12 protein-coding genes are annotated in these 15,960 nt (G+C 71.0%); 10 read left to right on the forward strand and 2 right to left on the reverse strand.

Going from position 1 to position 15,960, the window contains the following annotated elements; translation table 11 throughout:
- Positions 1–3: 3 nt before the first annotated feature.
- The 3 genes from AC07DO_RS25875 (at position 4) to AC07DO_RS25885 (ending at position 5,542) form a co-directional block, all read left to right on the forward strand.
- Complete coding sequence (locus tag AC07DO_RS25875; protein ID WP_479062989.1) at positions 4–570, forward strand: HIT family protein; 567 nt, start codon at positions 4–6, stop codon at positions 568–570.
- Positions 571–716: 146 nt separating this feature from the next.
- On the forward strand, positions 717–2,135 hold the full coding sequence (locus AC07DO_RS25880) for a helix-turn-helix domain-containing protein (protein WP_479062991.1): 1,419 nt from the start codon (positions 717–719) through the stop codon (positions 2,133–2,135).
- 218 nt (positions 2,136–2,353) lie between these two features.
- On the forward strand, positions 2,354–5,542 hold the full coding sequence (locus AC07DO_RS25885; RefSeq protein WP_479062993.1) for a M20/M25/M40 family metallo-hydrolase: 3,189 nt from the start codon (positions 2,354–2,356) through the stop codon (positions 5,540–5,542).
- Between the two features lie 16 nt (positions 5,543–5,558).
- On the opposite strand, the gene AC07DO_RS25890 is transcribed toward AC07DO_RS25885, so the two are convergent.
- Positions 5,559–7,226, reverse strand: coding sequence for a hypothetical protein (locus AC07DO_RS25890; RefSeq protein ID WP_479062995.1), 1,668 nt, complete (start codon positions 7,224–7,226; stop codon positions 5,559–5,561).
- Between the two features lie 180 nt (positions 7,227–7,406).
- A complete protein-coding gene (locus tag AC07DO_RS25895) occupies positions 7,407–9,614 on the reverse strand; it encodes an elongation factor G-like protein EF-G2 (RefSeq protein ID WP_479062996.1) in 2,208 nt (735 codons plus the stop codon).
- Positions 9,615–9,872: 258 nt separating this feature from the next.
- Between AC07DO_RS25895 and pgsA the strand changes: the two genes are divergently transcribed.
- From pgsA to AC07DO_RS25930, 7 genes are all read left to right on the forward strand, one after another.
- Positions 9,873–10,544: a phosphatidylinositol phosphate synthase gene (gene pgsA / locus AC07DO_RS25900; protein ID WP_150182884.1), complete on the forward strand. Its 672-nt coding sequence runs from the start codon at positions 9,873–9,875 to the stop codon at positions 10,542–10,544.
- The gene (locus tag AC07DO_RS25905; protein ID WP_479062998.1) at positions 10,541–11,461 is read left to right on the forward strand and encodes a phosphatidylinositol mannoside acyltransferase; all 921 of its coding nucleotides are present in this window, start codon (positions 10,541–10,543) and stop codon (positions 11,459–11,461) included. The genes pgsA and AC07DO_RS25905 overlap by 4 nt, the downstream gene beginning before the upstream one ends.
- A complete protein-coding gene (locus AC07DO_RS25910; RefSeq protein ID WP_479063000.1) occupies positions 11,458–12,621 on the forward strand; it encodes a glycosyltransferase family 4 protein in 1,164 nt (387 codons plus the stop codon). The genes AC07DO_RS25905 and AC07DO_RS25910 overlap by 4 nt, the downstream gene beginning before the upstream one ends.
- A gap of 211 nt (positions 12,622–12,832) precedes the next feature.
- Complete coding sequence (locus AC07DO_RS25915; RefSeq protein ID WP_479063001.1) at positions 12,833–13,378, forward strand: hypothetical protein; 546 nt, start codon at positions 12,833–12,835, stop codon at positions 13,376–13,378.
- 165 nt (positions 13,379–13,543) lie between these two features.
- Positions 13,544–14,458 carry a pyridoxal 5'-phosphate synthase lyase subunit PdxS gene (pdxS, locus tag AC07DO_RS25920; protein WP_479063003.1) on the forward strand — a complete coding sequence of 305 codons (915 nt, stop codon included), beginning with the start codon at positions 13,544–13,546 and terminating at the stop codon, positions 14,456–14,458.
- A complete protein-coding gene (gene pdxT / locus AC07DO_RS25925; protein ID WP_479063004.1) occupies positions 14,458–15,060 on the forward strand; it encodes a pyridoxal 5'-phosphate synthase glutaminase subunit PdxT in 603 nt (200 codons plus the stop codon). Before pdxS ends, pdxT begins: the two co-directional genes overlap by 1 nt.
- Positions 15,061–15,143: 83 nt before the next feature.
- Positions 15,144–15,896, forward strand: coding sequence for a YebC/PmpR family DNA-binding transcriptional regulator (locus AC07DO_RS25930; protein ID WP_479063008.1), 753 nt, complete (start codon positions 15,144–15,146; stop codon positions 15,894–15,896).
- The last annotated feature ends 64 nt before the right edge of the window (positions 15,897–15,960 follow it).

The raw sequence follows: 15,960 nt of genomic DNA on the forward strand, positions 1-15,960 counted from the left end.
CATATGCTTCACCTCATGACGAGTGAGCCGGAGCAGCAGATCGGAGTCGGGTCGCAGGACGCGTTCCAGCGCCTGTGGACGCCCCACCGGATGGCGTACATCCAGGGCGAGAACAAGCCCACGGGCCCGGGGGCCGACGACGGCTGTCCCTTCTGCTCGATCCCGGCCAAGTCCGACGAGGACGGGCTCGTCATCGCGCGCGGCGAGCAGGTGTACGCGGTCCTCAACCTGTACCCGTACAACGGCGGCCACCTGATGGTCGTGCCCTACCGTCACGTCGCCGACTACACGGACCTGACGGCCGCCGAGACGGCCGAGCTCGGCGAGCTCACCAAGCAGGCGATGCAGGCGCTGCGCACCGCGTCCGGCGCGCACGGCTTCAACATCGGTATGAACCAGGGAGCCGTGGCGGGCGCCGGTATCGCGGCCCACCTGCACCAGCACATCGTTCCGCGCTGGGGCGGCGACACCAACTTCATGCCGGTCGTCGGGCACACCAAGGTGCTGCCGCAGCTGCTCGCCGACACGCGCAAGATGCTGGCGGACGCCTGGCCGACGCCGGCGAGCTAGCGGCGACACCTCGGCGCACCGGCCGCGCCGTCCATGCCGTCCATACCGTCAACCCCCCTGTCCAACAGAGGGGTTGGGGGCGCCGACCTCTCCTGTCACCCTGCCCTCACGGAGCACCTCGCGGAGCACCTGGTCAGGGAGGGGTCATGTCCGTCGGCATGTCACGGGCGGCCGACCCGGTCGATCCGGGGTGGGCGGAGTTCGGACGGCTGCTGCGCTTCCACCGCCGCCGGGCCGGGCTCACCCAGTTGCAGCTCGGCAGGAGGGTGGGCTACCACCACAGCTTCATCAGCAGGCTCGAGGGCGGACGGCGGGAGCCGCCCTTCGACCTGGTGAACCGGCTCGACGCCGTCCTGGGGACCGGGGGCCGGCTCGCCGCACTGGTCGCCTCGCCGCCCGCGTCGCCGTGCGCGCCCGGTCTGTCTCCGGTGGCCCCCACGCTGTTCTCGCCGATCCCCGGGGCCGACACCCCCGGTGACACGGCCTCGCTGACCGTGCAGCCCTGGCCGGCGCGGCTGCCCGCCGAGGGTCTGGCCTGTCCGCTGCACGGCAGGGTGGGCTGTGCGACGCCCGACCGGGGCGCGGTGACGGACCTTCTTGCCGGGCTGACGGGACCGTACGACCGCGTCGGAGAGACGGCGGCGGAGGCCGAGCTGCTGCACGGGCTGACCGCCGTGCTGGCCTGTCTGGTCCGTGAGTCGTTCGGCCACACCACCGACGCGTGCGTGAGCACCGTGGAGCGGTTGCTGGGCGGGGTGGTGCGGTGGGCCGAGGCGGTCAACGCCGGGGGCCGGCTGCCGTACGGGCAGTTGCGGCTCTCCGCGCAGTACGCCCAGGTCGCGGGGCGGCTGCGGATGGAGCGCGGGCAGAGCGGCGTCGCCATGGCCTGGTTGGGACACGGCCTGCGGTGGGCGGACGCGGCGCAGGACGCCGAGGCCCGGGCCACTCTCCTCAGCGACATGTCGACTCTCGTGCGGCTCGACGGGGACCCCGCATCGATGCTCGTGTACGCGCGGGCCATCGGGGCGGTGGACGTCAAGCGGCGCTGGATGATGACGCTCGCGGATCTGTATCAGGCGCGTGCGTACGCGCTCGGGCACGACGCGGCCGCGTGCCGACGGCATCTGGCGATGGCGCGGCGCAGGTTCGCCCGGCTCGACGACCGGGACCGGCTCGAAGCGCCCTGGCTCTGGGGTGCGGAGGGTGTGCTGCGGGTGGAGTCGGCGGTCGGCGGGGCACTGCGTGACCTGGCGGTGGCGACGGGGGACCCGGCGCCGGCCCGGCGGGCGGTCGAGGCCACCGCCCGGTCGTACGCGCTGCTGCCGCCGGTGATGCGCTCCACGCGCCTGCTGCTCACCCTACGTCTCGCGGACAGCTGGGCATGCGCGGGTGACCCCGTCGCGGCGGTGACCCTGGCGGGGCCCGTCCTGGACGAGGCGGTGGACGCGCGGGAGTTGACGGTCGCCGTCGAGCTGCGCGGACTGCACCGGCGGCTCGCCGGGCGGTGGGGCGATCTGCCGGAGGTCCGGGAGTACCGGGAGCGGGTGCGGGCCGTGTCGGAGTGAGGCGGTGCGGTCGCGTCGCGCTTGCCAGTTCTTGACAGGGCGTGCCGGAAGCCGGGAATCCATTGACCGCCGACCGGGCCGGTGTGAGGGTTCCGCCAGCCACGAGGGTGTCATGTCACCGCCAGGTCGAAAGCGGAGCAGCGGGCACGACCGCACAGCCTGACGCACGGGCTCCCCCTGGCTCGAACGAGCCGCAACACCTCTCACAAGGAGCCGTGATGCTCAGAAGATCCGCAGCGGCCGGGATAACCCTGGCCCTGGCACTGGCGGGGGTGACGGTACCGGCGTCCCTCGCCTCGGCGGCGCAGACCGCACCCACCGCCGACAGACCGGACCCCCTCGCGAAAGCCGTCGCCGCCGCCGACAAGGCGGTGCGCAGCGGCCTCGACTCACTGGCCAGAGGGCCGGAGGAGCAGTACGACCGGCAGCAGGTCACCCCCTGGCTCAAGGGCCTCTATTCGGTCGCGTACGAACGCACCTACCGTGGGTTGCCGGTGGTGGGCGGCGACGCGGTGGTCCTCGCCGACGGCAAGGGGAAGGTCCGCTCCGTCCGGGCGGCGACCGACGCGACGATCTCGGTCACCACCGAGGCGAAGGTGACGGCCGCGCAGGCGGTCAGGACGAGCCGTACGAAGCTCGCCACGGTCAAGAAGGTCGACTCCAAGCGCCTGGTGGTCAGGGTCAGGAAGGACGCGCCCGCGCTCGCCTGGGAGACCGAGCTGACCGGCCGTACGAAGGCGGGCGACCCCAGCAGGCTGCACGTCTTCGTCGACGCGCTCACCGGCAAGGTCATCGACACCTACGACGACGTGCGCGCCGGCACCGGCCACAGCAAGTGGAACGGCCCCGACCCGCTGACCATCGACACCTCGCGCTCGGGCAGCAACTACGTGCTGCGCGACACCACCCGTCCCGGTCTCCAGTGTTCGAGCTACCAGGGCGGGGTGTTCACCAAGGCGACCGACGACTGGGGCACCGGCAACCCCACGAGCCGGGAGACCGGCTGCGTCGACGTGATGTTCGCCGCGCAGAAGCAGTGGAACATGCTCAAGGAGTGGGTCGGCCGCAACGGTCACAACGGCAACGGCGGCAGCTGGCCGGTGAGCGTGGGCCTCAACGAGCTCAACGCCTACTGGGACGGCTCCTCCGTCACCATCGGCCACAACAGCGCCAACGAGTGGATCGCCGGAGTGGACGTCGTCGCCCACGAGTTCGGCCACGGCCTCGACTCCAACACGCCCGGCGGCGCCAACCACGAGAGCGGCCTGGGCGAGGCGACCGGCGACATCATGGGCGCCCTGACCGAGGCCTACATCAACCAGCCCGCCCCCTACGACACCCCCGACTACACGGTCGGGGAGATGATCAACCTCCAGGGCCGCGGCCCGATCCGCAACATGTACGACCCGAGCCGGGTCAACAACGACCCCAACTGCTACTCCGCCTCGATCCCGAACACCGAGGAGCACAAGGCGGCCGGGCCGATGAACCACTGGTTCTACCTGCTCGCCGAGGGCTCCAACCCCGGCGGCGGCAAGCCCTCGAGCCCCACCTGCAACAACCAGCAGGTGACCGGCGTGGGCATCAAGAACGCCGGCAAGATCTTCTACGGCGCCATGCTGCTCAAGACCAGCGGCATGACGTACAAGCGCTACCGCACCGCGACGCTCACCGCGGCGAAGAACCTGGACGCGAGCTGCGACCTGTTCAACGCCACCAAAGCGGCCTGGGACGCCATCAGCATCCCGGCGCAGAGCGGTGACCCGACCTGCACCGGGCAGCAGAACGACTTCTCCCTCGGGCTCAGCCCCGCCTCGGGGAAGGTCGAACCCGGCGCCTCGACCACCGGCACGGTCAACACCACGACCGTCACCGGCAGCGCCCAGCAGATCACGCTGACCGCCGCGGGCGCCCCGGCGGGCGTGGACGTCACATTCGACCCGAAGACCGTCACGTCCGGCACCAACGCCACCATGAAGATCACCACCGCGGGGTCCACCACGGCCGGCACCTACCCGATCACCGTCACCGGGACCGCGGGCACCAAGACGCACACCGCCCGGTACACGCTGACCGTGGGCGGCGGCGGCAACCCCACGCCCCCGCCGGACATCGACGTCGAGAAGGTGCGGGCGCACCTCGCGCAGTTCAACACCATCGCCTCGCAGAACGGCGGCAACCGCCGCGCCACCGGCGCCGGCTACCGCGCCTCCCTCGCGTACGTGAAGGGCAAGCTCGAAGCCGCCGGATACAAGGTCACCGAGCAGAGCTGCGCCTCCGGCTGCTCCGCCGGCGCGGGCAACAACCTGATCGCCGAGTGGCCGCAGGGCGACGCGGACAACGTCTACATGTTCGGCGCGCACCTCGACGGCGTCGCCGCGGGGCCCGGCATCAACGACAACGGCTCCGGATCCGCCGCGATCCTGGAGGCGGCGCTGTCCCTGGCGCAGAACAACCCCGCCATGAAGAACCGCGTCCGCTTCGCCTGGTGGACCGATGAGGAACAGGGCCTCAACGGCTCGGACTACTACGCCTCGTCACTGCCGGCCGCGGAGCGCGCCAAGATCAAGGCGTACTACAACTTCGACATGGTGGGCTCGACGAATGCCGGTTACTTCGTCAACAACCTGAACTCCACGGCGTCGGTCCCGCTGCGGGACTACTGGACCTCCCTCAACCTCGCACCCCAGGAGAACGTCGAGGGGCAGGGGCGGTCGGACGACGCGTCCTTCCAGCGCGTCGGCATCCCGACGTCCGGCTACGCCACCGGCGCCTCCGCCACGAAGTCCGCCGCCGAGGCTGCGAAGTGGGGCGGCACCGCGGGCCGTTCGTACGACCCGTGCTACCACTCCGCCTGTGACACCACCGCCAACGTGAGCGCCACCGCGCTCGACCGCAGCTCGGACGGTGTCGCGTACGCACTCTGGAAGACCTCGGTCGGCGACAGGCCCGCTCCGACGGACGACTTCTCCCTCGCCGCCGACCCGGCCTCGGGAACGGTCGAACCCGGCTCGTCCGCGAAGGTCACCCTCACCACCGCCACGACCAGTGGGGAGGCACAGAAGGTGGGCCTCTCGGCCTCGGGTGCCCCCGCCGGAGTGAGCGTCTCCATCAGCCCGGCGTCGGTGCTCTCGGGCGAGTCCGCGACGGCCACCGTCGAGGTCGCCGCGGGCACCACCGCCGGCACCTACACGCTGTCCTTCACCGGTGAAGGACAGGTCACCCACACCACGACCTACACCCTGACCGTGCCGGGCGGCGGCGGGACCACCTGGCGGCTGGGTGCCACCTACGCGGCCGGGGACGTGGTCACCTACAACGGCGTCCGCTACCGCTGCATCCAGGGCCACACCGCCTATCCGGGCTGGGAGCCGCCGAACGTCCCCGCCCTGTGGCAGGCCATCTGATAGTAGGCCCGCCCGCTCACGCGTCGTAGAGATCCGCCTTCCTCGGCATCGGGTCCTGGATGGCCCCGCTGAGGAAGCCGGATCGCGCGCCGAACTTCTCCGTGTTCACGCCGTTCTCGTCGAGGACCTTGATCGCGGCGGAGTGCACCACGCGCAGCACCGGCGTGGCGGCGCGCAGCGCGTCGTCCGCCATGAAACGGTGCCGCCACGGCTTGTCCGCCCAGGCGTGCCGCAGGCCGAACGGCTCGGGCAGGATCAGCTGGCCGCCGAGGTGGTCCAGGATCGGCGGATACCAGGTGAAGGGGGCACGGACCGCGAGGCGCACGACCTCGTCCGCGTCGATCAGCGGCAGGTTGCGGGTGGTGGTCTCCCAGAACCTGATCGGCTTGGCGACCGTCTTCGTCTTCGGTGAGGGCTTCGTGGTGAACAGCGGGTGCACCGGGCCCAGGGCGTGTCCGGTGACCTCGATGCGCAGCGTCTCGTGCAGCACGGTCACCGTGATCAGCATGGTGATGACCAACTGGCCGTCCCAGAGCGTGAACTGCACGCCCAGGTAGTGCCGGTTGCCGCTGCCGAACTGCTGCTCGTTGCAGATCCGCTGTATCTCGTGGCCGCGGATCTGGAAGGCCTCGACGTCCGTGCCGGTGGGGCGGGACACCGACTTCGCGTTCTCCCCGATGGGCGAGACGATCCAGTGGTTTATGTCGGGGGTGGGGAAGCCCCCGGTGTGCAGCGGGCCGCGCTCCAGCATGCGCAGCTTGTCGTGCACCGCCTTTATGACGTCCCAGCTGCGGAAGGGGTGGATCTCCTTGTTCGGGTCCGCGGGCACCAGCTCCTCCGCCAGCTGCCAGCTGCCCCACCGCGTGCCCATGCCCAATATGCCCTTGGGGCCCGCGTAGAACACGGAGTTGCTCTGCTGCTCCGCGGAGAGCCTGGCCAGCCCCTGCCGGAGCCGCTCGGCCGCCGTCTCGCCCGGGCTGCCGGGCACCGCCTCGGGGATCTTGGCACCGATCCCGCCGCCCGCGAGCAGGCCGGACCAGCGGTCGCGCAGGTCCCTGGCGGTGCGCTCGGCGATCTGCTTCGCCCAGAACCAGCCCACCACGGGCAGCACGATCGCCGCGCGCAGATACCAGGCCCAGAAGCCGCCGAACGGCAGCTTGAGCAGGGCGACGGCGGCCAGCACGCCCACGGCGACCAGCACGGCCGTCGCGAGCGCGCCCGCGCGCTTGTCCTCGCTCTTGGCGACCTGTCGCCGGATGGTGAAGACGAGGAGCCAGAAGATGAAGCCGGGCAGGAAGAGCACGCCGCACAGGACCGTCACCGCGGTCAGCCAGCTGTCGCGCTCCTTGCGGATGCGGTTCGCCGCGAGGCAGTGCTCGACGACCGCCTGCGGTTCGGTCCCGAAGGACTGGATGAGCGGACTGCGCCCGCCGCCCAGCATCCGCACCTGCACGGTCCGCGCGAACGCCTCGCCCAGGTTCGGCTTGAAGAGCGACCAGATGCCGGGCTTCACCACGGACTTGTGCCACTCGTTGTTGGCCGCGAGGATGCCGTCGACATCACCGTCGCGGTACGCGGCCGAGGCCAGGGCGTGGGTCGCCGCCGTCTGTCCCGCGGCGCCCGAGAGCGGAACCTGGGCCCCGGGCCTGAAGTCGAATACGTCGTCCGCCACTGCCGCCCCCATCGCCGCGGTGCCTTCGCTGCTGCGGCTCTTCCCGACTTCCCTGCCCGGCACACCTGTTGCCGCCCGGCGCGTCTGTTGATCAGGTCATCAGCGTATCCGGGCGCACCGACATCCGTCAGGGGGCAGCCGCATGCCGACCGCCCCGGGGGAGGGCGGACGGCATGCGCGTGTGCTGTGCAACTACGAGGCGTCGTGCGCCCGTTCGCGGATCCTCTCGGAGAGCTGCGGGGGCATCGGCTCGTGGCGTGCGTACGTACGGTTGAAACGCGCGGTGCCCTGCGAGAGGGAGCGCAGGTCCACCGCGTACCGGCCGATCTCGATCTCGGGCACCTCCGCCCGCACCAGGGTGCGCCCGCCGGCCGCCTGCTCGGTGCCGACCACCCGGCCCCGCCGCCCCGACAGGTCGCTCATCACCGCCCCGACGTAGTCGTCGCCGACCAGAACCTGCACCTCGGCGACCGGTTCGAGCAGATGGATCTTCGCGCCTGACGCGGCCTCCCGCAGCGCCAGCGCGCCCGCCGTCTGGAACGCGGCGTCGGAGGAGTCCACCGAGTGCGCCTTGCCGTCGAGGAGCGTGATGCGCACGTCGATGAGCGCGTACCCGGCGGCGACGCCCTTCGCCGCCTGCGCGCGCACGCCCTTCTCGACGGACGGGATGAACTGCCGCGGGACCGCCCCTCCCACGACCTTGTCGACGAACTCGATGCCGCTGCCGCCCGGCAGCGGTTCGACCTCGATCTCACAGATCGCGTACTGCCCGTGTCCGCCGGACTGCTTCACATGGCGGCCCCGGCCACCGGACCTGCCCGCGAACGTCTCCCGAAGGGAGACCTTGTACGGCACCACGTCGACCTGCACGCCGTACCGGCTGCGCAGCCGCTCCAGAGCCACGTCCGCGTGCGCCTCGCCCAGACACCACAGGACCACCTGATGCGTGTCCTGATTCTGTTCGAGCCGCATCGTCGGATCTTCGGCGACCAGCCGCGCCAGGCCCTGCGACAGCTTGTCCTCGTCAGCCTTGCTGTGCGCCTGGATGGCGAGCGGCAGCAGCGGGTCCGGCATGTCCCAGGGCTCCATCAGGAGCGGGTCGTCCTTGGCGGAGAGGGTGTCGCCGGTCTCCGCGCGGTTGAGTTTGGCCACGCACGCCAGATCGCCCGCGACGCACCGGGTGAGCGTGCGCTGCTGCTTGCCGAAGGGAGAGGAGAGGGCGCCTACGCGCTCGTCGACGTCGTGGTCCTCGTGACCGCGGTCGGCGAGGCCGTGCCCGGAGACGTGCACCGTCTCGTCGGGCCGCAGGGTGCCGGAGAAGACACGGACGAGGGAGACCCGGCCCACGTACGGGTCGGAGGCGGTCTTCACGACCTCGGCGGCCAGCGGGCCCTCGGGGTCACAGGTCAGCGCGGGGCGCGCCGTGCCGCCGGGGGTGGTCACGGCCGGTGCCGGGTGTTCGAGCGGCGTGGGGAAGCCGCCCGTGATGAGCTCGAGGAGCTCGACCGTGCCGATGCCCTGGCGGGCGCCCTCCGCGGCCGGCGCGGCGGCGAGCACCGGATGGAAGATGCCGCGCGCCACCGCCCGTTCCAGGTCGTCCACCAATGTCTTGAAGTCGATGTCCTCGCCGCCGAGGTACCGGTCCATGAGGGACTCGTCCTCGCTCTCGGCGATGATCCCCTCGATCAGCGTGTTGCGCGCCTCCTCGATCAGCGGAAGCTGGTCCGCGCCCGGCTCCGACTCCTTGCGCTCCCCGGAGGCGTAGTCGAATATCCGCTGCGACAGGAGCCCGATCAGGCCGGTCACCGGGGCGTGGCCGTCCGGCCCCTGCGCGCCGTGGAGCGGCAGGTACAGCGGCACCACGGCGTCGGGGTCGTCCCCGCCGAACGCCTTCGCACACGTGCGGGTCATCGCGGCGAAGTCCGCGCGGGCCGACTCCAGGTGCGTGATCACGATGGCCCGCGGCATGCCGACCGCCGCGCACTCCTCCCACACCATGCGCGTCGCGCCGGCGATGCCCTCGATGCCCTCGGCCGCCGAGACGACGAAAAGGGCCGCGTCCGCGGCGCGCAGACCGGCCCTCAGCTCCCCGACGAAATCGGCGTAACCCGGGGTGTCCAACAGGTTGATCTTGAACCCGTCCCATTCGACGGGAACCAGTGACAGCTGCACCGAACGCTGCTGCCTGTGCTCTATCTCGTCGTAGTCGGAGACGGTGCCGCCGTCCTCCACACGGCCCGCCCGGTTCACCGCCCCCGCCGTCAGCGCGAGGGCCTCCACCAGAGTCGTCTTGCCGGAACCGCTGTGGCCGACCAGCACCACATTCCGTACGGACGCGGGGTGGTCGGCCGACGCTGCCCTGCCGGCGGCTCCGGGGTGTGCGTTCGCCTTGTCGCCCATGCCTTGGCCTCCCGGTTACGTGCACGGTGAGGAGGCTCAGCCCCCTCGGGGATGCTGGCTGCTCGCGGACGCGCGGGGCCGAGTGCGGGGCGGCTCCGGCGGCGCCCGTCATGCTTTCGAGCTTTCCACTCGGGTCACTGTGCGTCCATACGTCGTACGCGATCGTGAGGGGGCGAGCCGGTCCGTCAACAGCGTGACTACGATGGGCCAGCCGGTGGCCAACGGGGCCGCGCGGCGCACCGAACCCTCGGGAAGGCCATGCTGAACAAGTACGCGCGTGCATTCTTCACGCGTGTCCTCACGCCGTTCGCCGCGTTTCTCATCCGCCGCGGGGTCAGCCCCGACGCGGTCACCTTCATCGGTACCGCCGGTGTGGTGGCGGGAGCGCTGGTCTTCTTCCCCCGGGGCGAGCTCTTCTGGGGCGTGATCGTCATCACGTCGTTCGTCTTCTCGGACCTCGTCGACGGCAACATGGCCCGCCAGCTCGGCCGCTCCAGCCGCTGGGGCGCGTTCCTGGACTCGACGCTCGACCGGGTGGCGGACAGCGCGATCTTCGGAGGCCTCGCCCTCTGGTACGCCGGATCGGGTGACGACAACATCCTCTGCGCCGTCTCCATCTTCTGCCTGGCCAGCGGCCAGGTGGTCTCGTACACGAAGGCGCGCGGCGAGGCCATCGGCCTGCCCGTCGCCGTCAACGGCCTGGTGGAGCGCGCCGAGCGCCTGGTGATCACGCTGGTCGCCGCGGGCCTCGCGGGCCTGCACAAGTTCGGCGTCCCCGGCATCCAGATCCTGCTGCCCATCGCCCTGTGGGCCGTCGCGGCCGGCAGCATGGTCACCCTCGTCCAGCGTGTCGTGACCGTGCGCCGGGAGTCCGCCGAGGCGGACGCCGCCACGGCGTCCGGGGCCCAGGAGAGTGAGGCCGCGCAGTGAAGGACCGACTCACCGACGGGCTGTACGGGCTCGGCTGGAGCACCGTCAAGAAGCTCCCCGAACCCGTCGCCGCGCGGCTCGGCAGGACCATCGCCGACACGGTCTGGAAGCGCCGCGGCAAAGGCGTGCTCCGGCTGGAGTCCAACCTCGCGCGCGTGGTGCCCGACGCGAGCCCGCAGCGGCTCTCCGAGCTCTCCAAGGCGGGCATGCGCTCCTACCTGCGCTACTGGATGGAGTCCTTCCGGCTGCCGTCCTGGAGCAGGGAGCGCATCAGGAACGGCTTCGACGTCAAGGACGTCCACCACCTCACCGACGGGCTCGCCGCGGGCAAAGGCGTGGTCCTCGCCCTGCCGCACCTGGGCAACTGGGACCTCGCGGGCGCCTGGGTCACCACCGAACTGGAGACCCCCTTCACGACGGTCGCCGAGCGCCTCAAGCCCGAGACGCTGTACGACCGCTTCGTCGCCTACCGCGAGAGCCTCGGCATGGAGGTCCTGCCGCACACCGGAGGCTCCGCCTTCGGAGCCCTGGCACGGCGCCTGCGCGCCGGCGGCCTCGTCTGTCTCGTCGCCGACCGCGATCTGTCCGCCTCCGGAGTCGAGGTGAAGTTCTTCGGAGACACCGCCCGGATGCCGGCGGGCCCCGCGATGCTCGCCCAGCAGACCGGAGCCCTGTTGCTGCCCGTCACCCTCTGGTATGACGATTCGCCCGTCATGAAGGGCCGCGTCCACCCGCCCGTCGACGTCCCCGAGACAGGTACGCGGGCGGAGAAGACGTCTGTCATGACACAGGCGCTGGCCGACGCCTTCGCCACCGGTATCGCCGAACACCCGGAGGACTGGCACATGCTGCAGCGTCTGTGGCTCGCCGACCTGGAACCCCGCGCCGATGCCGACCCGGCGGAGGAGGCGTCGTGAGAATCGGCATCGTCTGCCCCTACTCGTGGGACGTGCCGGGCGGCGTCCAGTTCCACATCCGCGATCTGGCGGAGCACCTCATCCGCCTCGGGCACGAGGTGTCCGTCCTCGCCCCGGCCGACGACGAGACACCGCTCCCGTCGTACGTCGTGTCGGCGGGACGCGCCGTTCCCGTTCCGTACAACGGCTCGGTGGCCCGCCTCAACTTCGGCTTCCTGTCGGCCGCGCGGGTGCGCCGCTGGCTCCACGAGGGCACGTTCGACGTCATCCACATCCACGAGCCGACGTCGCCCTCCCTCGGCCTGCTCACCTGCTGGGCGGCGCAGGGCCCCATCGTCGCGACGTTCCACACGTCCAACCCGCGCTCGCGGGCGATGATCGCGGCGTACCCCATCCTCCAGCCGGCGCTCGAGAAGATCAGCGCACGCATCGCGGTGAGCGAGTACGCGCGGCGCACCCTCGTCGAACACCTCGGCGGCGACGCCGTCGTCATCCCGAACGGCGTCGACGTCGACTTCTTCGCCGACGCCGAGCCGCGGCCCGAGTGGCAGGGCGAGACCATCGGCTTCATCGGACGCATCGACGAGCCCCGCAAGGGCCTGCCGGTCCTCATGAGGGCCCTCCCGCAGATCTTCGCCGAGCGCCCCGGCGCCCGTCTGCTGGTCGCGGGCCGCGGCGACGAGGAGGAGGCGGTCGCGTCCCTCCCCGCCGAACTGCGCTCCCGGGTGGAGTTCCTCGGCATGGTCAGCGACCAGGACAAGGCGCGGCTGCTGCGCAGCGTCGACCTGTACGTGGCACCCAACACCGGTGGCGAGAGCTTCGGGATCATCCTGGTCGAGGCGATGTCCGCGGGCGCGCCCGTGCTCGCCAGCGACCTGGACGCGTTCGCGCAGGTCCTGGACCAGGGCGCGGCGGGCGACCTCTTCAGCAACGAGGACGCGGAGTCCCTCGCGAAGGCCGCGGTACGCCTGCTCGCCGACCCCGAACGCCGCGAGGGCCTGCGCGAACGCGGCAGCGCCCATGTCCGCCGCTTCGACTGGTCGACGGTCGGCGCCGACATCCTCGCGGTCTACGAAACGGTGACGGACGGCGCGACCTCGGTCGCCGAGGACGAACGCTCGGGGCTGCGGGCGCGGTTCGGGTTGGCTTCGAAGGGGTGAGGGGGCTGCTTTTCAGCCCGTCCGGGTTTGAGGAGCGGGGGTCCGGGGGCGGAGTCCCCGGAGAGGGCGCGTGCGGTGCCGGGCGCTGAATTTCAGCCCGTCCGGCGTTTGAGGACCGGGGGTGCGGGGGCGGAGCCCCCGAGGACGACGCGTGGGCGCCGGGCGCCGTAACCCGGTCAAGGGCGCCCTCGCCCGAAGGTAGCCTCGAGCTGTGACCTCCACCCTGATCTGGATCGCGGCGGCCCTCTTCGCGATCGGCCTGTACCTGAGCTGGACCGCCGGCCGACTCGACCGGCTGCACGCGCGGATCGACGCCGCACGCGCCGCCCTGGACGCCCAATTGCTGCGCCGCGCCTCGGTCGCCCAGGAACTGGCCACCTCCGGAGTGCTCGATCCGGCCGCGTCGATCGTGCTCTACGAAGCGGCGCACGCGGCCCGCCAGGCGGAGGAGGAACACCGCGAGGTCGCCGAGAGCGAGCTCAGCCAGGCGCTGCGTGCCATCTTCGGAGAGGTCCAGCAGGTCGAGGCCGTACGGGAGGCCCCCGGTGGCGACGAGGCGGCCACCGAGCTGGCCGCGGCCGTACGTCGCGTACCGATGGCCCGGCGCTTCCACAACGACTCCGTACGCGCCGCCCGCGCGCTGCGACGCCACCGCAAGGTCCGCTGGTTCCGGCTCGCTGGCCACGCGCCCTTCCCGATGGCGTTCGAGATGGACGACGAGCCGCCGACGGCCCTGGCCGACCGCGCGACCGCCTAGCGCCAACCTTCGTAGGCGCCCGTCGGCACACGGCCGCAAACGGCGCTGACCAGGCACATTCCCAAAAAACGAGCCACCGGTCATCCATTGGCCCTTGCTGTGGCCTGGTCGCCGGGAGTTTCCTCGGAGCTGCAGAAAACGTCTTCAGCGAGTGAGGTCAACTCCGTGTCCAGCACCCTCTCCAGCAGCAACCCGTCCCCCGAGACCGGCACCGCGCGCGTGAAGCGCGGCATGGCCGAGCAGCTCAAGGGCGGCGTGATCATGGACGTCGTCAACGCCGAGCAGGCGAAGATAGCCGAGGACGCCGGCGCGGTCGCCGTCATGGCGCTGGAGCGGGTGCCCGCCGACATCCGCAAGGACGGCGGCGTGGCCCGGATGTCCGACCCGAACATGATCGAAGAGATCATCGAGGCCGTCTCGATCCCGGTCATGGCCAAGTCCCGCATCGGCCACTTCGTGGAGGCCCAGGTCCTGCAGTCGCTGGGCGTCGACTACATCGACGAGTCCGAGGTCCTCACCCCGGCCGACGAGGTCAACCACAGTGACAAGTTCGCCTTCACGACCCCGTTCGTGTGTGGCGCCACCAACCTGGGCGAGGCCCTGCGCCGCATCGCCGAGGGCGCCGCGATGATCCGCTCCAAGGGCGAGGCCGGCACCGGCAACGTCGTCGAGGCCGTCCGCCACCTGCGCCAGATCAAGAACGAGATCGCCAAGCTGCGCGGCTTCGACAACAACGAGCTGTACGCCGCAGCCAAGGACCTCCGCGCCCCGTACGAGCTGGTCAAGGAGACCGCCGAGCTCGGCAAGCTCCCGGTGGTCCTGTTCTCCGCCGGTGGCGTCGCCACCCCCGCCGACGCCGCCCTGATGCGCCAGCTCGGCGCCGAGGGCGTCTTCGTGGGCTCCGGCATCTTCAAGTCGGGCGACCCGGCCGCGCGCGCCGCCGCCATCGTGAAGGCCACCACCTTCTTCGACGACCCGAAGGTCATCGCCGACGCCTCCCGCAACCTCGGCGAGGCCATGGTCGGCATCAACTGCGACACCCTGCCGGAGACCGAGCGCTACGCGAACCGGGGCTGGTGATGACCACTCCCGTAGTGGGCGTCCTCGCCCTCCAGGGGGACGTACGGGAGCACCTGATCGCCCTGGCCTCGGCGGACGCCGTGGCCAGGCCGGTCCGCCGCCCCGAAGAGCTCGCCGAGGTCGACGGCCTGGTCATCCCCGGCGGCGAGTCCACCACCATCTCCAAGCTGGCCACCCTCTTCGGCCTGATGGAGCCCCTTCGCGCGCGCGTGCGGGACGGCATGCCGGTCTACGGCAGCTGCGCGGGCATGATCATGCTCGCCGACAAGATCCTCGACCCGCGCTCGGGCCAGGAGACGGTGGGCGGCATCGACATGATCGTGCGCCGCAACGCCTTCGGCAGGCAGAACGAGTCCTTCGAGGCCGCCGTCGACGTCAAGGGCGTCGACGGTGCCCCCGTGGAGGGTGTCTTCATCCGTGCGCCCTGGGTCGAGTCGGTCGGCGCCCAGGTCGAGGTGCTCGCCGAACACGGGGGCCACATCGTCGCCGTCCGTCAGGGCAACGCCCTCGCCACGTCGTTCCACCCCGAGCTGACGGGCGACCACCGGATCCACGCGCTGTTCGTGGAGATGGCGCGGGGTAACCCGCGGGCGGGATCCTAGTAGGATCTCCCGGGATCCCCCCGGGGCCTTAAGGTCTGGGAGAGTTCGTACTGGTTGTTGGGTAACGCGAAGGAGACAGGCAGATGTCCGGCCACTCTAAATGGGCTACGACGAAGCACAAGAAGGCCGTGATCGACGCCAAGCGCGGCAAGCTCTTCGCGAAGATGATCAAGAACATCGAGGTCGCGGCCCGCACGGGCGGCGCCGACGTGTCCGGTAACCCGACCCTCTTCGACGCCATCCAGAAGGCCAAGAAGAGCTCGGTCCCGAACAAGAACATCGACTCCGCGGTCAAGCGCGGTGCCGGTCTCGAAGCCGGTGGCGCCGACTACGAGACGATCATGTACGAGGGCTACGGACCGAACGGCGTCGCGGTGCTCATCGAGTGCCTCACCGACAACCGCAACCGCGCCGCCTCGGACGTGCGTGTCGCCATGACGCGCAACGGCGGCTCGATGGCCGACCCGGGCTCCGTCTCGTACCTCTTCAACCGCAAGGGCGTCGTCATCGTCCCCAAGGGCGAGCTGGGCGAGGACGACGTGCTCGGTGCCGTCCTCGACGCGGGCGCCGAAGAGGTCAACGACCTCGGGGAGAGCTTCGAGGTGCTCAGCGAGGCCACCGACCTGGTCGCGGTCCGTACCGCCCTCCAGGACGCCGGCATCGACTACGACTCGGCCGACGCCAACTTCGTCCCGACCATGCAGGTCGAACTGGACGAGGACGGCGCCCGGAAGATCTTCAAGCTCATCGACGCCCTGGAGGACAGCGACGACGTGCAGAACGTCTTCGCCAACTTCGACGTCTCCGACGAGGTCATGGCGAAGGTCGACGCGTAAGCGAAAGCTCGCGCAGTTCCCCGCGCCCCTTCGGGGTGTGCATGGGCCGACGGGACACGCCCCG

This window comes from Streptomyces sp. NPDC045678 (assembly GCF_056432085.1).